The sequence below is a fragment of the Micromonospora orduensis genome (assembly GCF_006228125.1).
In the GTDB taxonomy this organism is placed as follows: domain Bacteria; phylum Actinomycetota; class Actinomycetes; order Mycobacteriales; family Micromonosporaceae; genus Micromonospora; species Micromonospora orduensis.
The window spans coordinates 1-20620 of the sequence record NZ_VDFY01000087.1; the positions used below are offsets into that span (position 1 = coordinate 1).

Below are 20620 nucleotides of genomic sequence, written 5' to 3' on the forward strand. Positions count from 1 at the left end.
GCGAGCCTTATCGTCGGCAGCGTCAGATGTGTATAAGAGACAGGGGTCAGCAGCAGGACGGCGGCGAGGGCGGTGGCGACTCTGCGTGGTGTGGACATGGACGCTCTCCTTCGGAGCGCCAACGGTGGCGTCGGCGTGCGCGAACGCTACCGTGACATAGACCACATCAGATATGAGCGTGGGCACCACGTCGGGCGACGCCGATGTGTCCCCCTCATCCATTCCCGTGCGGGCTCAGGCGGTGTCGCCGGGAACGAGGTGGCGGTAGCCGGGGATCGTCTCGCCGAACCAGCCGGCGACGCTGGCCAGGCCACGCTCGTTGAGCTGCGCGTCGTGGATCGGGTACGCCCGTTCGGCGCCCACCGCGTGGGCGAACCGGATCGCCTCGTCGAGCCGCAGCCAGGACCCCTGCGCCGGGACGAGCAGGGTGTGCACCGGCACGTCCGGCACGTGCAGCGAGTCGCCCGGGTGGTACAACCCGTCGCCGATCAGGTAACCCAGGTTGGGGCAGTCGGGCTGACCCTCGTGGATGGCGGCGTGCCGGCCACCGTGGGCGCTGACCTGGATCCCGGCCGCCGTGAAACTCTGCCCCACGCGGACCGGGGTCACCGGCAGCGGGGCGAGGTCGGGCAGGCGTGCGCCCTCCGGGGCGTACACGGGGACGCCGAGGCCGGCCAGCCGCAGCACGTCCACGTGGTCGGTGTGCTCGTGGGTGACCAGGACGGCGTCCGCCCCGGCCAGCGCACGGGGCTCGCTCCAGGTGCCCGGGTCGACGACGAGCACCCCGCCGTCGTGCTCGACCCGGACGCAGGCGTGGGTGAACCGGGTGATTCGCATCCGGCGACGGTACGCCGCGCCGCCTCGGGGTATCGCCCACCCATGCCTCAGCTCTACGAGAACTACCCGAGGATCGCCGTGGTCACCGGCGCGGACTCCGGCATCGGCAAGGCCTGCGCGGTCGCCCTCGCGGAGGCCGGCTTCGACGTCGGCATCACCTGGTACGGCGACCCGGACGGCGCCGAGCGGACCGCGACCGAGGTCCGGGCCACCGGTCGACGCTGCGAGGCGGCCGAGGTGGACCTGACCGGCCTGCCGGACGCGGCAGCGGTGGTGGACGAGCTCGCCGACCGGCTGGGCGGCATCGGAGTGCTCGTCAACAACGCCGGAACCGGCGCCTCGACGCCGTTCGTCGACACGGGATGGGAGCAGTGGCGGGAGGTGCTCGCCGTCGACCTCGACGCGCCGTTCCTGTGCGCACAGCGGGCCGCGCGGCGGATGCGGGCCGCCGGCGTCGGCGGACGGATCATCAACATCACAAGCGTGCACGAGCACGCGCCCCGGGTGGGCTCCGCCGCGTACTGCGCCGCCAAGGGTGGGCTGGGCCTGCTGACCCGGGTGATGGCACAGGAGTTGGCCGCCGACGGGATCGCCGTCAACGCGGTCGCCCCCGGCGAGATCGCCACGCCGATGACAGGTCAGGACGACGTCGACCCGTTCACCCAGCGGAGGCCGGGCGTACCCGTGGGGCGCCCGGGTGACGCCCGGGAGGTCGCCGCCGTGGTCGCGCTGCTCGCTTCCCCCGCCGCCGCGTACGTCACCGGGGCGTCCTGGCCGGTCGACGGCGGCATGCTGCTGATGGGGCCGCAGGCCAACGCCCTCACCACGGACGACTGGCGGAAAGCTTGAGCGACGGGCGGGACGACGTGCGGGCCATGCTGCCGCCCCGCGCGCCGGGGGCGACCCCCGGGGTGTTCGCGCTGGCCGAGCCGGTCGACGGGGACCGTACGCCGGTCGCCGTCGTGGCGCGGCAGTTCGACCAGAAGTACGGGCACGACGACGGGGAACGGGCGATCCGCCGGCTGGTGCCACCACCGGGCGGTCCCCGTACCCCGGCTCCCCGCTCCTCGGCGGCCGGGGACATGCACGGACGGTGACCCCGGCCCGGTCGGCCGGGTCGGCGCGCGGGACAATCGTGGTACCCCGCGTCCGTCGACAGAAGGAGCGTCCCTCCGTGTCGTTGAGCCCCGCACCGCCGCCCGGCTCGGCGCAGTTGCGCGCCGACTGCGAGCGCTGCTTCGGGCTGTGCTGTGTGGTGCCCGCGTTCGCCCGGTCGGCGGACTTCGCCATCGACAAGCCCGCCGGGAAGTCCTGCCCCCACCTGGGCGCCGACCATCGCTGCGGCATCCACACCGAGCTGCGGCATCGCGGGTTCCCCGGCTGCACGGTGTTCGACTGCTTCGGCGCCGGGCAGCAGGTCGCCCAGGTCACCTTCGGCGGGCGGGACTGGCGGGACGCACCGGAGACACTGCCGGCGATGGCGGAGGCGTTCACCGTGCTGCGCCCGCTGCACGAGCTGCTCTGGTACCTCACCGAGGCGGTCGCGCTGCGCCCGCCGGCGGACCTGCGCGCCGAACTGGAACGCGCCCGCGCCGAGACCGCGGCGCTCGCCGCGGGGGACCCCGCGCGGCTTCGCGCGGTGGACGTCGCCGCGCAACGGGAGCGGATCAACCCGCTGCTGTCGCGGGCCAGCGAGGCGGCGCGTTCCCCGGGAGGCGCCGACCACCGCGGCGCACCTCTGCTCGGGGTCGACCTACGCCGGGTCGACCTGCGCCGGGCCAACCTGCGTGGCGCGCTGCTGGTCGGCGCCGACCTGCGCGGCGTCGACCTGGGCCTGGCGGACGTGACAGGCGCGGACCTGCGCGGCGCCGACCTGCGGGGCGCGGACCTGCGCACGACCCTCTTCCTGCACCAGGCCCAGCTCGACGCCGCGCGGGGAGACGTCCGCACCGCGCTGCCGGCGACCCGCACCCGGCCGGCGCACTGGACGGCACTCGCGCCCACCCCGGTGGGCCAGGCGTCGCGGGCCAGCGGTCGCGGTCGACGGAGCCGGCACCGCTGAGCGCGAGGTTTCGGCCCTGACCACGCCGGGTAGCCACCGCCGACGCGGTACGGCATCGACGGGGGGCACGGCGTGGGCTACCGAAAGCGCGACGGTGAGCTGCCGGCTGACCCGGCACACGCCGAGGACGAGGCGGGCCAGGTGCCGTTGGTGCAGGTCGAGGCCGACACCGAGGTCCCGCCGCCGGACGACACCGACGTGCCACCGGACATCGTCACCGAGGACAACAGCTCAGGCATGACCGGCGGCTCGTCCGGCAGCAGCGGCGGCGGGTCGAGCATGCCGGGGCATCCGGACGCGACCCGCTGAGGCGGGCCCGGCGCGGATTCAGCGGCTGGCCAGCGCGCCCCGCGCCTCGGTCATGCCCCTGTTGGCGAGCCGGTCGGCGCGCTCGTTCTCCGGGTGCCCGTTGTGCCCCTTGACCCACAGCCAGGTGACCTGGTGCCGCTCGCAGGCCGCCTCCAGCCGCTGCCACAGGTCGGCGTTCTTCACCGGCTGCTTCGCGGCGGTCAGCCACCCGTTGCGCTTCCACGACCCGAGCCAACTGGTGATGCCGTTACGCACGTACGTGCTGTCGGTGTGCAGCTCGACCGCGACCGGACGGTTCAGGCTCTCCAACGCCTGGATGGCCGCCATCAGCTCCATCCGGTTGTTGGTGGTCGGGGTGGCCTCGCCGCCGCACAGCTCCCGCTCGTGGTCGCCGTAGCGCAGCAGAGCACCCCAGCCGCCGGGCCCCGGGTTGCCACTGCACGCCCCGTCGGTCCAGATCTGCACGCCCCTGCCGGCCGCCGCGTCCACCATGCCCGGCAACCTACCGGGCGGCGACGCCGCCCAGGACGGTCGGGGGGCCGCCACGCCGGGCGGGGACCGCTAGGGTCAGCCGGATGGATCGACACGTCGCGTTCGACCGCCTGCACAACTTCCGCGACCTCGGCGGCTACCGCACGGACGACGGGCGCACGGTGCGCTGGCGCCTGCTCTACCGCTCGGATTCGCTCGGCAAGCTGACAGGCGACGACCTGGACCGGTTCCGGGCCCTGGGGGTAGGCACGGTCATCGACCTGCGGTACCCGTGGGAGATCACGGCGCGCGGCCGGGCACCGGAGATGGCCGGGCTCACCTGGCACAACCTGAGCGTCGAGCACCGCCCCTACGACCAGGCGATGATCGATCCGGCGCTCGACCCGTGGCGCTACCTGGCCGACCGGTACGCCGAGGTCGCCGAGGACGGGGTGGACGAGCTGCGCCAGGCGCTCGAGGTGATCGCCGCCGCCGACGCTCCGCTGGTCTTCCACTGCGCCTCCGGCAAGGACCGCACTGGCCTGCTGGCGGCGTTGCTGCTGGCCCTGCTCGGGGTGGACGAGGACCAGATCGCCGGCGACTTCGCGCGCACCGAGCTGGCCACCGAACGGCTGATCGCCGACTGGCGGGCCCTGAACCCCGAGCGTGACCTGCGCTGGCCGGGGTACGGACGGGCGCCGGAGGCGATCATCCGGCACTTCCTGGCCGACCTGAGGACCGCGCACGGCTCCGTCGTCGGGTACGCGACCGACCGGCTCGGCGTGGACGAGGCGCTGACCATCCGGCTGCGCGAGCGTCTGCTGGACCGCTGAGAGCCGGCGGGCCACCGATAATCACGCGCGCGGCTCCGGTCCGGTCTGCCAGAGTCGATCGTCATGGACCTCGGGAAGTGGGACGCCCTGCGGGCCGAGGTTCGGCAGCCGCCGATCCGGCTGCGCGCCGCCATCACCCCCGACCTGCCCGGCCCGGAGTGGGTGTTCGGGCAGGAGGGCAGCTGGGGTCTCGGGTACGCGGTGGATTCAGACGGGTCGTTCGGCGCGGCCGGCAGCGGCGGCAGTCTCGCCTACGCCTACCCCGAGTTGGGGTTGACCGTTCGCGGCGACGAAGACGCTGCTCGGTGCCGGTGACGGTGACCCGATGGAGGACCTGCGGGTGCTCGTCCGCGACGCGGTGGCCGCCCGGGGCTGACCTGCCCGGATCAGCTGGGTGGCATCGGCGGCGCGCCGCCCACCACGGCCGCCGGGATGGCTGGCGCGGGCCGGGTGGGGCGCAGCCGGTCGCGCAGGCGGTGCGCCGCGTCGCCGGCCGTGGCGGTGATCATCGGCAGCAGCCGGGTGGAATTCATGATCGCGACCTCCTGTGCCGGGGTGGTGACCCCGTCGAGGAAGCGCAGCACCCGTTCGGCGGGGTTGCGGTCGAAGAGCCTGTCGAAGAACTCCGGACCACCGACCCCTCCCCGGTCCAGGGCGCGCAGCGCCACCGCGTCCATCCAACGGTGCCGACGCGGGTACGCGGCCCGGGGCACCGGCGGGCGGCCGGCGGCGAGCGCGCGGGCCACCTGGTCGGCCTGGCGGTACATGGCGGAGAAGGTGAACCCGGTGGACGGCCGGGTCGCGCCGCCGGACGTGCCGAGGCGTACCACCCGGGGTGTCGGCCGGGCCGGGAACAGCGCGTCGGTCATCGGGATCACCCCGTTCTCCACCTCGCGGACCCGCAGTCCGGCCGGATCCAACCCGAGCAGGTCCCGGTACGCGGCAAGCGCCGTGTCGTACCCGGCGTCGGTGAGCAGGCTCGGGGAGAACTCGGTGTACTCGACCAGGGCGTAGCGGTCGCTGACCGGCAGCACGTACCCGAACGAGACACCCCGGGGCGGTTGCGGGGTGCGGAAGTCCATCAGCACGGCCCGCGCCGGGTCGAAGACGGGCCGGTCGGCCTCCAGCCACCAACCGCGGAAGTGCTGCAACCAGGTGGTGCGACCCGCTCGCGCCGGTGGACGGGGGCGGGAGTCGAGCACCCAGTCGGCCCGCACGACCGACCCGTCGCCGGCGCGCACCATTACGCGGGTGCCGTCGTCGGTCACCGCCTCGGCGGGCGCGACGATCCGGGTGGCGCGCAGGCGGTGCTCGGCTTCGGCAGCCCGGTCGTAGACCGGGCCGGAGCGGAGCATGGCGTACCGCAGCGGGGTCAGGTCCAGGACGCGGCGCCGCGCGGGCGTGGCCACCTCGACCTGCTGCCAGCTCGCGCTGAGCAGCGGGTCCAGGTCGGGGTGCGGGCTGCCCCAGAACGCCCAGGTGCGGTCCTGGCCACGTCGACGCACCGGGTCGACGATGGCGATCCGCAGGTCGCTGACGTTGTGCCGGTCCAGTGCGGCGAGCAGCAGCGACGCGGCGCCACCGCCGCCGAGCAGCGCGAGGTCGACGTCGAGCGGCGCGGAGTCGGTCACCCGCACCACGCTGCCACACGGCCCCGGCCGCCCCCGCGCCGCCACCCGGCAGCGGCGGCTGGCCGGAGGTGCTGGCCGGCCTCAGGACCCTGGTGGAGACCGGCGAGCCGATGGCGGCGCAGCACCAGCCTTGGGACAGGCGACGTGATACCTCGCCATCGACCCACCCACGACAGCCCGACCCGCAGGAGACATCGACGGAGCACAGGCGCCGCTCGGCCCGTCCGTGCCTTTGGGCAGCTCTCCCCCGCCTTCGGGTGGACACGTGACGGCAACGAGGATTTCTCATTTTCACCGGATCGAGGTCCCAACCCACCTAGTGTTGGGCACACCGGTGCTAGTCACGGAGTTGGCCACCCGAACGACGTCCCACGCAGTCAGCGGACGAAAAGTGAGGGAAGACGCGTATGAAGGTCTCAACAGCACTCTGCTCAGCGGCGCTCGGCGTGGGCCTCGGCACGCTCCTGCTGCCAGGCGCCGCGCTGGCCGACACCACCGTGTCACCGGCCACCACCCCGGTCGGTGGGACCGTCGTGCTCACCGCGACGACCTGCAACCCGAAGTCGGGTGACGCCCTCTTCCGCGTCACCGGCCCCAACCGCGACCAGAACGTCCGATCCACCACGGCCGCCGCCGGCGGCGGCCTGAGCGCCGAACTCTTCACCGCCGGGTTCACCCTGGGCACGTACACGGTGGCCGCCACCTGCGGCGACGGCAGCTCAGCCGGCAGCGCCACGTTCACCGTCACGCCGATCGGCGGCGCACCGGCCGGCTCCGGCGGCGACAGCCGCGACACCGGTGCCCTCGCCGCCGGCGGCACACTGCTCGGCACCGCCCTCGCCGGCGCGGTGGTCCTGTTCCGCCGGCGCCGACCGGCGTCCGCCGTCGCCTGACCGGCGACCCGCTCCATCCCTGAGGACGGGTGCCCGTGCCGGTGACACCGGCGCGGGCACCCCGACGATCCCGTACGGAGGCACGCACGTGTGGTGGCGGCGGACCCTGCCGGCCGTGGTCGCCCTGCTCGGCGTGACCGGGCTGGGACTGATCACCGTCGGCCTCACCGCCGACCCGGCGCGGCCACCACGGCCGCCGGCCCACGCGCCGACCCGCACCCACCCCGCGCCGGACCTGCCGCCCATGCCGCGCGCCGCGCCGGTCCGGGTGCGGATACCCGCCATCGACGTACGCGCCGAGATCGTCCCCGTCGGCGCGGACGCCGCCGGGGTGCTGGAGGTGCCGCCCCTGGACCGGCCCCGCCTCGCCGGCTGGTACCGGCACGGGGTCAGCCCCGGTGAGACCGGCAACGCCGTCCTGGTCGGACACGTCGACTCACCGGCCGGCCCGGCGGTCTTCTTCGACCTCGGTCACCTGCGCGCCGGCCAGGAGATCGAGGTCACCCGGGCCGACGCCCAGGTCACCACGTTCACTGTGGACGACGTGCGCGCGTACCCGAAGGACCGCTTCCCCACCGCGCTCGTCTACGGCCCGGCGGACGTCGCCGCCCTCCGCCTCATCACCTGCGGTGGACGCTTCGACGCCGCCACCGGCAACTACGTGGACAACATCGTCGTCTTCGCCACCCGCACCGCCTGAGCCCGGCCGCCCGCCTGTCGCACGCCCGACCCCGCTGGGCAGAATGCGGTGACACCATCCCTGATCGGGGCGGTACGCCGGCGACGGGGGCACACGGTGGTGGACGGGCGGACGGTACGGGACCGGACCGGTCGTGGCGTACGCGCACTGGCCCGTCGACTGCTCGGACGGGCCGAGGACGACTCCCCCACCCCGCGCAGGTCCAACCCGGACGCCGTGGTCGACTGCGCCGTCTACGTCAACGGACGGCGGGAGCCCGGCCGCCCGCACTACGCCGACGCGTACACCCGGGCCCGGCGCGGTCGTGACGCCTTCGTGTGGCTGGGCCTGCACGACCCGGGGCCGGCGGTGCTCGCCGCGGTGGGCCGGACCTTCGGCCTCGACGAGCTGACCGTCGAACAGGCGCTCGCCGACGGGCACCGGCCCACCGTGCAGCGACACGGGCCGGTGACGGTGCTGGTGCTGCGCACCGCCGGGTACGTCGAGCACGACGAGCTGACCGACACCTCCGAGGTGATCGACACCGGCGACGTGATGGTGCTGCTCGGTGACCGGTTCGCCATCACCGTGCGGCACGGCGCCGCCGGGGCGCTGCGCAGCGTACGCGCCGACATCGAACGCCGCCCCGCGCTGCTCGCCGCCGGCCCGTGGGCGGTCGGGTACGCGGTCTGCGCCCGGATGGTCGACTCCTACCTGGAGGTGGCCGGGCATGTGGAACGGGACCTGGAACGGGTCGAGGAGGCGGTGTTCGCCCGCGACCGCTCCGCCGACATCCAGCACATCTACCAGCTCAAACGGGAGGTGGTGGAGTTCAAGCGGGCGGTCCTGCCGTTGCAGGCGCCGATGCGCACGCTGCTCGCCCCGGACGGCCCCGCCGGCCCGCCGCGTACGCTGCACCGCTGGTTCGTGGACGTCGACGGCCGGCTGAGCCGCGCGGTGGACCGGGTGGCCGCGTACGACGACCTGCTCACCTCGATCGTCCAGTCCCGCCTGGCGCAGCTCGCGGTCGAGCAGAACAACGACATGCGCAAGATCGCGGCGTGGGCGGCCATCGCGGCGACCCAGACCGGCATCGCCGGCATCTACGGCATGAACTTCGACCACATGCCGGAGCTGGCCTGGCGCTACGGCTATGCGGGCGCCGTGGCGCTGATGGCGGTGGCCGCCCTGGCCCTGTACCGCCTGTTCCGCCGCTCCGGCTGGCTCTGACGGCGGCGCCCCGCCGCGCTACCGTCAACCCCTCGGCCAGCGTCGGAGCCCGCGGACCGGTACGGCAGGATGACGGCGTGGGCAGGGGTGGTACGCGCCGGCGGGCGAACGCGACGACGGGACGCGCGTGCCCGTGCGGCTCCGGCCAGGCGTACGCGGACTGCTGCGCCCCGGTGCACAAAGGCGCGGCGCAGGCGCCGACGGCCGAGGCGTTGATGCGGTCCCGGTTCAGCGCCTTCGCCCTGGGCGACGCCGGCTACCTGCTGCGCAGCTGGCACTCCTCGACCCGGCCGGCCCTTCTCGACCTGGACCCGGGCCAGCGGTGGACCCGGCTGGAGATCGTCGACACCGAGCGGGGCGGCCTGCTCGACAGCGCCGGCACCGTGACGTTCCACGCCCACTACCGGGACGCGGGCCGGCCCGGCACGCTCACCGAGCACAGCCGGTTCGTCCGCGAGGACGGCCGGTGGGTCTACCTCGACGGCGACCAGCCCTGACGACTGCGCAGACGGCCGGCCGGAGCGTACGATGACGTCGGCGTGGTCCTGCGCCGCACCTCCCTCCCGGCGCTCACGCCGCCGGCTTCGCGGAGGCAAAGGGGGCCCTGGAGCCCTCGGGACGTGGTGCCACATGCCCCACTCCGGCGGGGTCGGCGGGAGCGTGAGTCCCGGTGACCGTGCCGTTGACCGGGAGCATGTGATGACCAACCAGAGATCGTTCAAGACCCGGGTCCGCGCCCGGATGGCCAAGACCGGCGAGAGCTACACCACTGCCCGCCGGCAACTGATCAATCGGGCCGCCGAGCCCACCCCGTCCCCTCCACCCACCGCCGCGCAGACCGAGCGGATCGCCGACGACCTGGTCCGCGCCCGGACCGGGCGCGGCTGGGCGGAGTGGTTCGCGCTGCTCGACGCCGCGTCCGCCACCGAGCGGACACACACCGAGATCGCCCGTCACCTGGTGGCCGAGCACGACGTGTCGGGTTGGTGGGCGCAGAGCATCACCGTCGGGTACGAGCAGGCACGCGGTCTGCGCGCACCCGGTCAGCGGCGCGGCGGCGGCTTCGAGGCCAGCGCCAGCCGGACGGTGGCGGTGCCGGCGCCGCGACTGTTCGAGGCCTTCGCCGACGAGACGGCGCGCGCCCGTTGGCTGCCCGACGTCGAGGTGCGCGTCCGCACCGCCACAGCGCCGCGCAGCTTCCGGGCCGACTGGGCAGGTGGTCCCACCCGGATCGTCGTCGGCTTCGACGCGGTCGGCGAGTCGAAGACCCGGGTCAACGTCCTGCACGAGAAGCTGACCGGAGCGGAGCAGGCCGCGGAGCTCAAGGCGTACTGGCGGGAACGGCTCGCCGCGTTGAAGGTGCTGCTCGAGTCGAACGGAGACCTCCGATGACCATGACGTTCATCAACCTGGCGGTGCGCGACCTGACCCTCGCCGCCGAGTTCTACCGGGCGATCGGCTTCACCAGCGACCAGAGCGCGCCGGCCGGCGACAGCATGGTGCTCACCATCTCCGACACCACCCGGCTGATGCTGCACGTCCGCTCGGCCTTCGAGGCGTACACCGGGGTCGCCGCCACGGACACGGCGACCAGCCGGGAGGTCATCGTGGGGCTGTCGGCGCAGAGCCGCGAGCAGGTCGACGACCTGGTCGACCGGGTGGCGGTCGCCGGTGGGGAGCCGCTCGGTCCGGGGATCGCCAACGGGCCGATGTACATGCGCGGCTTCCGGGACCTCGACGGCCACCAGTGGTCGTTCCTGCACATCGCGAGCTGAGCGTGCCGCCCGGCGGCGGCCGCGAAGGGCCGCCGCCGGGCAGCGTTCAGGTCGACCCGCGCGCGGCGGCGCCGACGGGCACGGCCGCCGAGCGCCGGCGGCGGCGCAGCAGGACCAGGGCCACGACGAGGTACGGCCCGGCCGTCACCGCGAAGGCCACCGCGTTGCCCAGCGCCGTGGCGAGAAGGCCGTAGACCGCGTACGTCCCGATGATCAGCAGGTCGGTGGCCATTCCGGCAAGCGACGTGACGGTGGCGCGGCTGTCGCCGGTGATCCGGGCCTGGAGCCGCGCGTCGGCCAGCACGGTGGCCAGTTGCGCGGCTCCGAAAGCCACCGCGAGCAGCACGAACCCGGCCGGGTGCCGGAGCAGGGCGCCCCCGGCCAGCGCGACACGGACCAGGCCCAGCAGCGCCGCGTAGCCCCGGCTGCCCCACCGCTCCCCCGCGGGGGCGAGCAGGCCGCCGACGGTGACCCCGGCCCAGAGCAGCAGGAGCAGCAGCGGCACGGCCTGCGCCCCGACGCCGGTGTCCAGGGCCAGCAGCGGGGTGTACTCGTCCAGGGCGCCCCAGTCGGCGGCGACCACAGCGACCAGCAGCACCGCGGAGCGCACCGGCGGGCGGGTACGGACCTGCGCCACCCCGGCTCGCAGCGTGTCCCACCAGCCCAGGTCACCATCGTCGTCGGGTGCGGCGGGCGCGGCGCGGTGCTCCGGGAACCGGGCGGCGACAGTCGTGGCGAGCAGGCAGGCCACCACGCTGGCCGCGCCCACCGCCGGGTACCCGCCGGCGGCGAGCACCGGGCCGGCGAGCACCCCGGAGAACACCACGCCGAGCACGCCCGCCGTGCGGGCACGCCCCAGCACGCGGGCGTACCTGTCGGCCGCGCCGAGCCGGTCCAGCTCGGTCCAGACCAGCGCCTCCAGCGCGCCGGAGACAAACGCGCCGCCGGCGCCCCAGAGCAGGAAGCCGACCGCGAACGCGGGGTACGACGGCAGCAGCACCCACAGCGCGTACCCGCAGGCGGTCACCAGCGGGGCGAGGCACAGCAGCAGCCGGCGGGACACCACGTCGGCCCACGCGCCGGAGGGCACCTCGAACAGGATGCCGGCCGCCGACCAGAGAACGAAGAGCGACGAGATCTGCCCCACCGACAGCCCGGTGTCGGCGAAGAACACCACGTACAGCGGGTAGAGCAGGACGAGGTCACTGAGGAACGCGTACCCGTAGAGGGTGGTCGTCAGCCGGCGGAGCGCCGGGTCGGGCACGCGCGGGATCGTGTGGATCATTTGGCCTTCCCGTGGGAGTGGAGACGGACACCGGACGAGCGGTGTCCGTGGCGGTCCACGGGATCGGCCTACGCTGCTGGATCAACATCGCCAGGTCATGTCGGCGATGCTAGACAAGCTTCGCGGCCCCGGCCAGCGTTTTGGGCCTGGCGTACGAGACGGCGGGGCGGGATCCCGGAAGATCCCGCCCCGCCTCGTCGCTGACGGTCAGCGCCGGTCCACCGGCGGGATGACAGTGGTGGCCTCGGCATCGTCGCCGAGGCGCTGCTCGGGCACCGCGCGGTCGGTGCCGCCCCGGACCACCTGGGTCGCCTCGGAGTCGGCGCTCACCACCTGCGTGGCGTCCGGGTCGGCGGGGCGGACGACCACCTGGGTGGCCTCGGCGTCGGCGGAGGGTCGTACGACCTGGGTGGCGTCGGCGTCGGTCGAGGGTCGTACGACCTGGGTGGCGTCCACGTCGGCCGGCCGGGTCACGATCTGGGTCTCCTCCGGATCGCTGGCGGGTGCCGACGCGCGGGCCAACTCGGCCTCGGCGTCGCGGCGGCCGGCCCGGTACGCGCGGGCGTGCGCGGCGATCTGCTGCGACTCCTGCTCCGCGCGGGTCAGCCAGGCCTCCCAGCGGCTCTGCATCGGACGGATCAGACCACCGCCCACCCCCACGACGAGGATGCCGCCGATCGTGGCCAGCACCGCGATCAGCACGGGGGTGGTGACCGCGGTGGCCACGCCGATCTGGTTCAGCGCGGCGATGACGCCGAGGCCGAGGATGAACACCGAGGCGATGGTGGCCAGCACCCGGCCGTACGACAGGCCGCCGAGCGCGCCGCTGATGAGGTCCTTGACGGCGTTGGCGATGGCCGCGGCGACCACGACGATGACGATCGCCACGAACGCGCGGGGCAGCCAGGAGATGACCGCGCCGAGCAGGTCGGAGATCGGGTTGGGCCCCCAGATGCCGAACGCGAGCTGGAGGGTGAACAGCAGCACCGCGTAGTAGGCGAGCTTCGCGACGATGTCGCTGGCGTCGTACCGGGATCGGCTCAACGCGCGACGGACGCCGCCGCGCTCGACGGCGCGGTCGAAGCCCACGCGTTCGAGGATCTTTTCGACGATCTTCAGTACGGCCTTGGCGATCAGCCATCCGGCCACCAGGATCGCCAGGAAGGCGACGGCCTTGGGCAGGAAGAGCATCACCGAGCGGAGGGCGTCGCCCACCGCATCGCTGACGTTGTCACTCATCTGGTCATTCCTTCACGCGGGGCAGCCGAACGGTCAGCCCCGACCTACCCCCGTGGACCGACGGGGAAACGCCGGACTGCGGTGGCGCGGGGTCTGGCGCGTGGACAGCCTTGGCAATATTCTCCGGAGTGCGTGCGGCCACTGGAGCTACTTTTCATCCCCCGCCGTCGGCCGCAGGAGGAGACTTTCATGCACGTCGACCACTCCGAAGTGGACCGCCGGACGCTGCTGCGGGCCGGTCTCGGCGCCGCCACGGTCGCCGTCGTCGGGAGCGAGCTGGCCGTTCCCGCCATGGCGCAGGCCGCCCCAGGCACCGACCTGGACTGGATCATCAGCTGTGACGAGTGGGCGGCCCGGCCGCCGAAGGACCCGCTGTCGGTAAGCGCCATCCCCACCAACAAGATCATCGTGCATCACATGGCGTTCCCGAACGTCACCGACTACTCCCGCGAGCAGGCGGTGAAACTGGCCCACGACTGCCAGGACCTGCACATGGACGGCAACGGCTGGTCCGACACCGGCCAGCACTTCACGGTCAGCCGCGGCGGCTACGTACTGGAGGGCCGCCGGGGCAGCCTGGAGCGCCTCGAAGCCGGCGACCGGCAGATGATCTCGGCGCACTGCCCCGGCGAGAACGGTCGGGCCATCGGCATCGAGAACGAGGGCACCTACGTCACCGAGACGCCACCGAAGGCGCTCACCGACTCGCTTGTCAAGCTCTGCGTCGCCATCTGCCGCCAGTACGGCCTGCACGCGTACGACATCTTCGGACACTGGGACTTCCGCACCACCCAGTGCCCGGGCGCGGCCTTCTACCGGCAGTTCCCCGAGCTGCGCCGGCGGGTGCACGCGGCCCTGGGCACCAGGCCCGGCGACGTGCCGGCGCGCCGCTGGCCGGACCTGTGGCGCTTCGTCAACTCGCCGTCGGTCCGGGTCGTGCAGCACCTGCTCGCCTTCCGGGGCTACGCGGTGACGGTCAGCGGCACGTTCGACGCCGCGACCGTCGCTGCCGTGCAGGACTGGCAGGCCCGCAACGGCATCGCCGTGGACGTGGACGCCACGCTCACCACCCCGACCTGGGAGACCCTGGCGCCGGAGCTGGACCAGCACGCCACCGGCGCGCCGGTCACGGCGGTGCAGGAGATCCTCGCCACCAAGGGGTACGCGGTCACCGTCACCGGCGCGTACGACCACGCCACCCGGGCGGCCGTGCAGGACCTCCAGGCGCTGCACAACCTGCCGCGCAACGGCAAGCTCAGCACGAGCACGTGGTGCGCGATCGTCGGCGGGACGGTCCGCCAGAGCCTGCGGCACCGCTGAGTCACCGGCGGCGGTGCGGGGCGCACCCGCACCGCCGCCAGCGCGGACACGGGCGCGCCTCATTGTCCGACCTGTGCCGTTCTGCGACGATGACGTCGACCAGGACCAAGGAGGGTGCCGTGCGGACGCGACTCAACCCGTATCTCAACTTTCCCGGCACCGCCCCGGGACGCGATGGAGTTCTACCACCAGGTCTTCGGTGGCCAGCTGCGGATGAACACCTTCGGCGAGTTCGGCAGCACCGAACCGGGCCTCGCCGAGAAGATCATGCACGCGATGCTGGAGTCGCCCGACGGGCTCACCCTGATGGCCTCGGACACCGCACCCGGGATGAAGCACCAGCCGGGCACCAACATCGCGGTCAGCCTCAGCGGTGACAACGCCGACGAGCTGCGTGGCTACTGGGAGCAGCTGGCCGCGAGCGGGACGGTGAGCGTCCCGCTGGAGAAACAGATGTGGGGCGACGAGTACGGGCAGTGCGTCGACCGGTACGGCATCAACTGGATGGTCAACATCGCCCAGTCCCGGGGCTGACCAGCACCGCGTCGCCCCCGGGCCGGTTTGATCCGCCGCCCGGCCGGAAAGAGACCCGGGCATGACATGGGCCCGTCGAGCCGTACCCGCCGTCGCCGTCGCCGTGGCGGCGCTCGCCGCGCGGGACCTCATCCAGCGCGACCACGCGCTGCTGCGCAACTTCCCGGTGCTCGGTCGCGCCCGCTACGTGCTGGAGGCCATCGGGCCGGAGCTTCGGCAGTACATCGTGGCCGGCAACAACGAGGAGCGTCCGTTCACCCGCGACCAGCGCCGCTGGGTGTACGCGTCGGCGAAGCAGCAGAACAACTACTTCGGGTTCGGTACCGACAACGACATCGAGTACACCCCCGGCTACCCGATCATCAAGCACCGCACGTTCGGCCGGGCCGTGCCGCCGTCGACTCCGGGCGCCGGGCACGATGTGCGGCTGCCCTGCGCGAAGGTGCTCGGCGCGGCCCGGGGGCGCGCCCACGCGTTCCGGCCCGAGTCGGTGGTGAACATCTCCGGGATGAGCTTCGGCTCGCTCTCGGGCAATGCGATCACCGCGCTCAACAAGGGGGCGGCGCTCGCCGGTTGCCTGCAGAACACCGGCGAGGGCGGCCTGTCGCCGTACCACCGCAACGGCGGTGAACTGGTCTTCCAGCTCGGCACGGCGTACTTCGGCTGCCGTGACGAGCACGGCCGGTTCAGCCTGGACCGGCTCAAGGACCTGGTCGCCGGCGCACCGGTGCGGGCGTTGGAGATCAAGCTCAGCCAGGGCGCCAAGCCCAGCCTCGGCGGGCTGCTGCCCGGCGCGAAGGTGTCCGCCGAGATCGCCGCGACCCGGGGCGTCCCGGCCGGGCGGGACTGCGTCAGCCCGTCCCGGCACGCCGAGTTCTCCGACTGCGACAGCCTGCTCGACTGGGTGGAGTTGCTGGCCGCCGAGACGGGCCTGCCGGTCGGTATCAAGTCGGCGGTCGGCGACCTCGGCTTCTGGCAGGAGCTGGCCACCCTGATGCGCGACACCGGCCGGGGCGTCGACTTCGTGACGATCGACGGCGGCGAGGGCGGCACCGGCGCCGCGCCGCTGATCTTCACCGACTCGGTGTCACTCCCGTTCCAGCAGGGCTTCTCCCGGGTCTACAGGGTCTTCGCCGAGCACGACCTGCACGAGCAGGTGGTGTTCGTCGGCGCCGGCAAGCTCGGCCTGCCCGACAACGCCATCGTGGCCTTCGCGCTGGGCTGCGACATGGTCAACGTGGGTCGGGAGGCGATGCTCTCGATCGGCTGCATCCAGGCGCAGAAGTGCCACACCGACACCTGCCCCACCGGGGTCGCGACGCAGAACGCCTGGCTGGCCCGGGGCCTCGACCCGACCCTGAAGTCGGTCCGGGCGGCCAACTATCTGGCGACGCTGCGCCGCGACCTCACCAAGGTCGCCGAGGCGTGCGGCGTCGAACACCCCGGCCTGATCGGCACGGACGCCGTGGAGATCCTGGACGGCCGCACCGGCTCCACCCCACTGCACAAGGTGTACGGCTACCGGCCGGGCTGGGGCCTGCCGTCGCCGGCCGACCAGGCGGAGATCATCCGACTGATGACCCCGGAGGTGCCGCAGGGCGGCAGCGCCCCGCCGTCGGCCACCGCCGTCGGTTGACGTCCCGCCCCCGGCCGGCCCGGGCGATAACCCCGTGCGGCCGGCGACGCCGCGCGCCTATGGTGGCGCGGTGCTGATCAGACGCGAGACGACCGCCGACGTCGATGCCATCCGGGCGGTGCACTGCGCGGCCTTCGCCGCCCCGGCCGGCGGTGACGGCGTGCCAGTCGAGGCGACGCTCGTCGACGCGCTGCGCGCCGACGACGGCTGGCTGCCCGCGTACTCCCTGGTGGCGGTTGATCCGGACGGCCAGGTGGTGGGGCACGTGGTGGCCACCCGCGCCCGGGTGGCCGGTGAGCCGGTGGCGTTGGGCCTCGGGCCGCTCGGCGTGCTGCCCGGGTGGCAGCGGCGCGGGGTGGGTAGCGCGTTGATGCACGCGGTGCTCGGCGCGGCCGACGCGCGGGACGAGCCTCTGGTGGTGCTGCTCGGGCACCCCGACTACTACCCCCGCTTCGGGTTCCGGCCGGCGGTCGAGGTGGGCGTCACCCCGCCGCAGCCGTGGGGTCCGCAGTACTTCATGGCCCGCCCGCTGAACGCGTGGCGCGACACGATCCGGGGCGAGTTCCGCTACGCCCGCCCGTTCGACGACCTGTGATCCCGCCGCGCATCCGCCGCCGGCGCGCCACCGACCTGGACGGATGCGTCGCGGCCCTCGCCGAGGTGCACCGGGTCGACGGGTACCCGATGAACTGGCCCGCCGACCCGCATCGGTGGTTGTGCGAACCGCGACCGGCACGGGCCTGGGTCGCCGTCGCGCCGGACGCGGCCATCGTGGGGCATGTCGCGGTGCACCGGCTGTCCGAGCCCGCCCGGCCGACAGCCGAGGTGGCGCGCCTCTTCGTGGCGCCGGCCGCGCGCGGGCTGGCCCTTGGCGATGCGCTGCTGGCCCGCGCCCGGCAGTGGGCGAACGAGCGCGCGACGGACCTGGTGCTCGAGGTGGCCGAGCGGGACAGCGCTGCCGTCGCGCTCTACGAACGCACCGGGTGGCGGTGCACCGGCACCCGCACGGCCCCGTGGACCGCGCCGGACGGCGGCCCGGTGCCGTTGCGAGAATTCACCGTCCGCGCCCCGTCCGCCCCGGCCGAGGACTGACCGGATCCGCTTCGGCGGGCTCGGCGATCGCCGCCAGGCGGCGCGCCAGACGGGCGGCGGCCGCACGCAGCTCCGCGGGCTGCACCACCTGCACCTCATAGCTCAGGCGGGCGATGTGCGCGGCGAGCCAGTCCAGGTCGTCGCCACCGACGAGCAGCACACACCACCCGTCGCGGTCGTCCTCGACGCGGCCGACCTGCGGCGGCACCAACGCCCGCACCTCGTCGGGGCGGGCGCGCACCCGCACCCGGGCGACATACCGGTACGGCGACCCGGTGACCGACCGCTGCACGAAGGCGACCGGATCGGGATGCGCGCGGGGCCGGAAGCGCCAGGTCGTGGCCACCGCCGTACGCATCCGGTCCAGGCGGAACGTCCGCCAGTCGGCCCGGTCGACGTCCCAGGCCATGAGGTACCACCGTCGGCCCGTGGTGACCATCCGGACCGGCTCGACCGTCCGCTCACACTCCCCGTCCCGTCCGGGGTAGCCGAACCGCACCCGGACCGCGTCGCGGCAGGCCCGCGCCAGCATCACCAGCAGCTCCGCGTCGATCTCGACGACCGGCCCGATGAGGGTCTCCGTGGAGCCGTGCACCGCCCGCACCTCGGCGCGCAGCCGTGACGGCATCACCTGGTCGAGCTTCGCCAGGGCCCGCAGGGCCGCCTCGCCCGCCCCGGCGACCGTGCCCCCGGAGGCCAGTCGCAGGGAGACCGCCGTCGCGATCGCCTCCTCGTCGTCCAGCAGCAGCGGCGGCAGCCGGGTGCCCGCGCCGAGCTGATAGCCGCCACCGACACCGGACACCGCGCGCACGGGATAGCCCAGTGTCCGCAGGCGTTGCACGTCGCGGCGGACGCAGCGGTCGGTGACCCGCAGTTGCGCGGCGAGGTCGGCGGCCGTCCAGGACGGTCGTCGTTGCAGCAGCGCCAACAACCGCAGAACCCGCTCGGTGGTCGCCTCGACTGTCACCCGCCGATCGTTGCACGGATCGAGGAACGACCCTGTCCGCGATTCACGAGAGGCTGGGACCATGACCGACCAGAACAGGACACCGGGAGCCGCCATGCCACGCGACGTGCAGATCACCGTCGACTGCGCCGACCCGGCCGGGCTGGCGACATTCTGGGCCGAGGCGCTCGGCTACCAGGTGCAGGGCCCGCCCGGCGACTTCGAGTCGTGGGAGCAGGCACTGGACGCGATGGGCGTACCCCCGGCGAACCGCAACGACGCCTCGGCGGTGGTCGACCCCGAGGGCTCCCGACCACGGCTGTTCTTCCAGCGCGTACCCGAGGGCAAGCAGGTCAAGAATCGCGTCCACCTGGATGTGCGGGCGGCGCCGGGCCTCGCCGGGGACGAGCGGATGGCGGCCCTCGAAGCGGAGGCCGAACGGCTCGTCGCGCACGGCGCCACCCGGCTCGCTCGACACGAGCCCGCTCCCCCGCTGGGCGCCGGCCACCTCGTCATGACCGACCCCGAGGGCAACGAGTTCTGCCTCGACTGATCGGCACGTGACCGCGTTCACCCAGGTCACTGTCGCGGCGACCGACGCCATGCGAACATATGTACGTGTCGCCCGGGGCCACCATCCTGCACGCCGACCTGGACGCCTTCTACGCGTCGGTCGAGCAGCGCGACGACCCACGCCTGCGGGGACGCCCGGTGATCGTCGGCGGCGGGGTGGTTCTCGCGGCCAGCTACGAGGCGAAGGCACGGGGCGTCCGCAGCGCGATGGGCGGCCAGCAGGCACGCCGGCTGTGCCCCGACGCGATCGTGGTGCCACCGCGCATGTCGGCGTACACGGTGGCGAGCCGCGCCGTGTTCGAGATCTTCCGGCGGACCACCCCGCTGGTCGAGGGGCTCTCCATCGACGAGGCGTTCCTGGACGTCGGCGGCCTGCGCCGGCTGGTCGGGCCCCCGGCCGACATCGCCGACCGTCTGCGGCGGGAGGTCCGCGAACAGGTCGGCCTGCCCATCACCGTGGGCGTGGCGCGGACGAAGTTCCTGGCGAAGGTGGCCAGCGGGGTGGCGAAGCCGGACGGGCTGCTGGTGGTCGCACCCGACGGCGAACTGGCGTTCCTGCATCCGCTGCCGGTCGAGCGGCTCTGGGGCGTCGGCCCGATCACCGCCGCGAAGCTGCGCGAACGCCGGATCCGTACCGTCGGCGACGTGGCCCGGCTCGGTGAGGCGGCGCTGGTCTCGCTGCTCGGCGCGGGCGCGGGCCGGCACCTGCACGCCCTGGCGCACAACCGTGACCCCCGACCGGTGCAGGTGGGCCGCCGGCGCGGGTCGATGGGCGCGCAGCACGCGCTGAGCCGCGCCCCGCACGCGGCGACGGAGCTGGACGCGATCCTCGCCGGCCTGGTCGACCGGGTCACCCGGCGGATGCGGGCCGCCGGACGGGCCGGACGCACCGTGGTGCTGCGGCTGCGCTTCGGCGACTACACCCGGGCCACCCGCTCGCACACGGTGGGCAAGGCGACCGCGGACACCACACCGGTGCTCGCCGCGGCACGGGCGCTGCTGCGGGCGACCCAGCCCGAGATCGACAGGCGGGGCGTGACCCTGATCGGCGTCTCGGTGGGCAACCTCGACGACAACCCGGTCCAGCCGGAGCTGCCCTTCCAACCCGACCCGGGCACCAAGCTCGACGCGGCGGTCGACGCCGTCCGCGACCGGTTCGGATCGGCGGCGCTCACCCGGGCGGTGCTGCTCGGCCGCGATCCCGGCGTCGAGATGCCGCTATTGCCCGACTGACGGCCTCTTGGCGGCCGCGTTTTCTGCGATCGGTGACACATC

At 73.9% G+C, this 20620-nt stretch carries 25 protein-coding genes; 19 read left to right on the top strand and 6 right to left on the bottom strand.

Annotated elements, in window-relative coordinates:
• Nucleotides 1-234 precede the first annotated feature (234 nt).
• Nucleotides 235-837 (bottom strand): MBL fold metallo-hydrolase, encoded by a 603-nt coding sequence (locus FHG89_RS04040; protein WP_139582888.1) that lies wholly within the window; start codon nucleotides 835-837, stop codon nucleotides 235-237.
• A gap of 42 nt (nucleotides 838-879) precedes the next feature.
• Between FHG89_RS04040 and FHG89_RS04045 the strand changes: the two genes are divergently transcribed.
• The 4 genes from FHG89_RS04045 (at nucleotide 880) to FHG89_RS04060 (ending at nucleotide 3208) form a co-directional block, all read left to right on the top strand.
• Nucleotides 880-1686 (top strand): SDR family oxidoreductase, encoded by an 807-nt coding sequence (locus FHG89_RS04045; protein WP_139582890.1) that lies wholly within the window; start codon nucleotides 880-882, stop codon nucleotides 1684-1686.
• A complete protein-coding gene (locus FHG89_RS04050) occupies nucleotides 1683-1934 on the top strand; it encodes a hypothetical protein (protein ID WP_139582891.1) in 252 nt (83 codons plus the stop codon). The genes FHG89_RS04045 and FHG89_RS04050 overlap by 4 nt, the downstream gene beginning before the upstream one ends.
• A gap of 77 nt (nucleotides 1935-2011) precedes the next feature.
• Nucleotides 2012-2899, top strand: coding sequence for a pentapeptide repeat-containing protein (locus tag FHG89_RS04055; RefSeq protein WP_139582893.1), 888 nt, complete (start codon nucleotides 2012-2014; stop codon nucleotides 2897-2899).
• A 72-nt stretch (nucleotides 2900-2971) separates the two neighbouring features.
• Nucleotides 2972-3208, top strand: coding sequence for a preprotein translocase YidC (locus tag FHG89_RS04060; RefSeq protein WP_139582895.1), 237 nt, complete (start codon nucleotides 2972-2974; stop codon nucleotides 3206-3208).
• 18 nt (nucleotides 3209-3226) lie between these two features.
• On the opposite strand, the gene rnhA is transcribed toward FHG89_RS04060, so the two are convergent.
• Nucleotides 3227-3700: a ribonuclease HI gene (rnhA, locus tag FHG89_RS04065; protein WP_139582897.1), complete on the bottom strand. Its 474-nt coding sequence runs from the start codon at nucleotides 3698-3700 to the stop codon at nucleotides 3227-3229.
• A gap of 83 nt (nucleotides 3701-3783) precedes the next feature.
• Between rnhA and FHG89_RS04070 the strand changes: the two genes are divergently transcribed.
• Both FHG89_RS04070 and FHG89_RS33535 read left to right on the top strand, forming a co-directional pair.
• Entirely contained in the window at nucleotides 3784-4512 is a 729-nt protein-coding gene (locus tag FHG89_RS04070) for a tyrosine-protein phosphatase (protein WP_139582899.1), read from the top strand.
• Between the two features lie 63 nt (nucleotides 4513-4575).
• Nucleotides 4576-4827, top strand: coding sequence for a hypothetical protein (locus FHG89_RS33535; RefSeq protein WP_244295145.1), 252 nt, complete (start codon nucleotides 4576-4578; stop codon nucleotides 4825-4827).
• Nucleotides 4828-4898: 71 nt separating this feature from the next.
• On the opposite strand, the gene FHG89_RS04080 is transcribed toward FHG89_RS33535, so the two are convergent.
• On the bottom strand, nucleotides 4899-6143 hold the full coding sequence (locus tag FHG89_RS04080; RefSeq protein WP_139582900.1) for a lycopene cyclase family protein: 1245 nt from the start codon (nucleotides 6141-6143) through the stop codon (nucleotides 4899-4901).
• A 407-nt stretch (nucleotides 6144-6550) separates the two neighbouring features.
• Here FHG89_RS04080 and FHG89_RS04090 point away from each other — a divergent pair, with 407 nt between their 5' ends.
• The 6 genes from FHG89_RS04090 (at nucleotide 6551) to FHG89_RS04115 (ending at nucleotide 10720) form a co-directional block, all read left to right on the top strand.
• The gene (locus FHG89_RS04090) at nucleotides 6551-7036 is read left to right on the top strand and encodes a hypothetical protein (protein ID WP_139582903.1); all 486 of its coding nucleotides are present in this window, start codon (nucleotides 6551-6553) and stop codon (nucleotides 7034-7036) included.
• 88 nt (nucleotides 7037-7124) lie between these two features.
• A complete protein-coding gene (locus FHG89_RS04095; RefSeq protein ID WP_139582905.1) occupies nucleotides 7125-7736 on the top strand; it encodes a class F sortase in 612 nt (203 codons plus the stop codon).
• Nucleotides 7737-7835: 99 nt separating this feature from the next.
• Nucleotides 7836-8945 carry a magnesium and cobalt transport protein CorA gene (locus tag FHG89_RS04100; protein ID WP_139582941.1) on the top strand — a complete coding sequence of 370 codons (1110 nt, stop codon included), beginning with the start codon at nucleotides 7836-7838 and terminating at the stop codon, nucleotides 8943-8945.
• A gap of 77 nt (nucleotides 8946-9022) precedes the next feature.
• Nucleotides 9023-9442: a YchJ family protein gene (locus FHG89_RS04105; protein ID WP_139582907.1), complete on the top strand. Its 420-nt coding sequence runs from the start codon at nucleotides 9023-9025 to the stop codon at nucleotides 9440-9442.
• 202 nt (nucleotides 9443-9644) lie between these two features.
• On the top strand, nucleotides 9645-10337 hold the full coding sequence (locus FHG89_RS04110; RefSeq protein ID WP_167517336.1) for a hypothetical protein: 693 nt from the start codon (nucleotides 9645-9647) through the stop codon (nucleotides 10335-10337).
• Nucleotides 10334-10720: a VOC family protein gene (locus FHG89_RS04115; RefSeq protein WP_139582908.1), complete on the top strand. Its 387-nt coding sequence runs from the start codon at nucleotides 10334-10336 to the stop codon at nucleotides 10718-10720. The genes FHG89_RS04110 and FHG89_RS04115 overlap by 4 nt, the downstream gene beginning before the upstream one ends.
• 46 nt (nucleotides 10721-10766) lie before the next feature.
• On the opposite strand, the gene FHG89_RS04120 is transcribed toward FHG89_RS04115, so the two are convergent.
• On the bottom strand, nucleotides 10767-12005 hold the full coding sequence (locus tag FHG89_RS04120) for an MFS transporter (RefSeq protein ID WP_139582909.1): 1239 nt from the start codon (nucleotides 12003-12005) through the stop codon (nucleotides 10767-10769).
• 207 nt (nucleotides 12006-12212) lie between these two features.
• Nucleotides 12213-13244, bottom strand: coding sequence for a mechanosensitive ion channel family protein (locus FHG89_RS04125; RefSeq protein WP_139582911.1), 1032 nt, complete (start codon nucleotides 13242-13244; stop codon nucleotides 12213-12215).
• A 189-nt stretch (nucleotides 13245-13433) separates the two neighbouring features.
• On the opposite strand from FHG89_RS04125, the gene FHG89_RS04130 reads away from it, so the two are divergent.
• The 5 genes from FHG89_RS04130 (at nucleotide 13434) to FHG89_RS04150 (ending at nucleotide 17826) form a co-directional block, all read left to right on the top strand.
• The gene (locus tag FHG89_RS04130) at nucleotides 13434-14564 is read left to right on the top strand and encodes a peptidoglycan recognition protein family protein (protein ID WP_139582913.1); all 1131 of its coding nucleotides are present in this window, start codon (nucleotides 13434-13436) and stop codon (nucleotides 14562-14564) included.
• A gap of 174 nt (nucleotides 14565-14738) precedes the next feature.
• Nucleotides 14739-15098: a VOC family protein gene (locus FHG89_RS04135; protein WP_244295149.1), complete on the top strand. Its 360-nt coding sequence runs from the start codon at nucleotides 14739-14741 to the stop codon at nucleotides 15096-15098.
• 61 nt (nucleotides 15099-15159) lie between these two features.
• The gene (locus FHG89_RS04140) at nucleotides 15160-16734 is read left to right on the top strand and encodes an FMN-binding glutamate synthase family protein (RefSeq protein ID WP_139582915.1); all 1575 of its coding nucleotides are present in this window, start codon (nucleotides 15160-15162) and stop codon (nucleotides 16732-16734) included.
• A gap of 70 nt (nucleotides 16735-16804) precedes the next feature.
• Nucleotides 16805-17329 carry a GNAT family N-acetyltransferase gene (locus tag FHG89_RS04145; RefSeq protein WP_139582917.1) on the top strand — a complete coding sequence of 175 codons (525 nt, stop codon included), beginning with the start codon at nucleotides 16805-16807 and terminating at the stop codon, nucleotides 17327-17329.
• Nucleotides 17326-17826 carry a GNAT family N-acetyltransferase gene (locus tag FHG89_RS04150; RefSeq protein WP_139582919.1) on the top strand — a complete coding sequence of 167 codons (501 nt, stop codon included), beginning with the start codon at nucleotides 17326-17328 and terminating at the stop codon, nucleotides 17824-17826. Before FHG89_RS04145 ends, FHG89_RS04150 begins: the two co-directional genes overlap by 4 nt.
• On the opposite strand, the gene FHG89_RS04155 is transcribed toward FHG89_RS04150, so the two are convergent.
• The gene (locus FHG89_RS04155; RefSeq protein WP_208760854.1) at nucleotides 17789-18793 is read right to left on the bottom strand and encodes a helix-turn-helix transcriptional regulator; all 1005 of its coding nucleotides are present in this window, start codon (nucleotides 18791-18793) and stop codon (nucleotides 17789-17791) included. The genes FHG89_RS04150 and FHG89_RS04155 overlap by 38 nt on opposite strands.
• Nucleotides 18794-18887: 94 nt before the next feature.
• Here FHG89_RS04155 and FHG89_RS04160 point away from each other — a divergent pair, with 94 nt between their 5' ends.
• Complete coding sequence (locus tag FHG89_RS04160) at nucleotides 18888-19325, top strand: VOC family protein (protein WP_139582921.1); 438 nt, start codon at nucleotides 18888-18890, stop codon at nucleotides 19323-19325.
• Between the two features lie 65 nt (nucleotides 19326-19390).
• On the top strand, nucleotides 19391-20578 hold the full coding sequence (dinB, locus tag FHG89_RS04165) for a DNA polymerase IV (RefSeq protein WP_139582923.1): 1188 nt from the start codon (nucleotides 19391-19393) through the stop codon (nucleotides 20576-20578).
• Nucleotides 20579-20620 lie beyond the last annotated feature (42 nt).

Excerpts from the sequence above, each read along its gene's own strand:
- FHG89_RS04040 (WP_139582888.1), bottom strand. The coding sequence starts at position 837 with ATGCGAATCACCCGGTTCACCCACGCCTGCGTCCGGGTCGAGCACGAC.
- FHG89_RS04045 (WP_139582890.1), top strand. The coding sequence starts at position 880 with ATGCCTCAGCTCTACGAGAACTACCCGAGGATCGCCGTGGTCACCGGC.
- rnhA (WP_139582897.1), bottom strand. The coding sequence starts at position 3,700 with ATGGTGGACGCGGCGGCCGGCAGGGGCGTGCAGATCTGGACCGACGGG.
- FHG89_RS04070 (WP_139582899.1), top strand. The coding sequence starts at position 3,784 with ATGGATCGACACGTCGCGTTCGACCGCCTGCACAACTTCCGCGACCTC.
- FHG89_RS33535 (WP_244295145.1), top strand. The coding sequence starts at position 4,576 with ATGGACCTCGGGAAGTGGGACGCCCTGCGGGCCGAGGTTCGGCAGCCG.
- FHG89_RS04090 (WP_139582903.1), top strand. The coding sequence starts at position 6,551 with ATGAAGGTCTCAACAGCACTCTGCTCAGCGGCGCTCGGCGTGGGCCTC.
- FHG89_RS04110 (WP_167517336.1), top strand. The coding sequence starts at position 9,645 with ATGACCAACCAGAGATCGTTCAAGACCCGGGTCCGCGCCCGGATGGCC.
- FHG89_RS04115 (WP_139582908.1), top strand. The coding sequence starts at position 10,334 with ATGACCATGACGTTCATCAACCTGGCGGTGCGCGACCTGACCCTCGCC.
- FHG89_RS04120 (WP_139582909.1), bottom strand. The coding sequence starts at position 12,005 with ATGATCCACACGATCCCGCGCGTGCCCGACCCGGCGCTCCGCCGGCTG.
- FHG89_RS04125 (WP_139582911.1), bottom strand. The coding sequence starts at position 13,244 with ATGAGTGACAACGTCAGCGATGCGGTGGGCGACGCCCTCCGCTCGGTG.
- FHG89_RS04130 (WP_139582913.1), top strand. The coding sequence starts at position 13,434 with ATGCACGTCGACCACTCCGAAGTGGACCGCCGGACGCTGCTGCGGGCC.
- FHG89_RS04135 (WP_244295149.1), top strand. The coding sequence starts at position 14,739 with ATGGAGTTCTACCACCAGGTCTTCGGTGGCCAGCTGCGGATGAACACC.
- FHG89_RS04140 (WP_139582915.1), top strand. The coding sequence starts at position 15,160 with ATGACATGGGCCCGTCGAGCCGTACCCGCCGTCGCCGTCGCCGTGGCG.
- FHG89_RS04160 (WP_139582921.1), top strand. The coding sequence starts at position 18,888 with ATGCCACGCGACGTGCAGATCACCGTCGACTGCGCCGACCCGGCCGGG.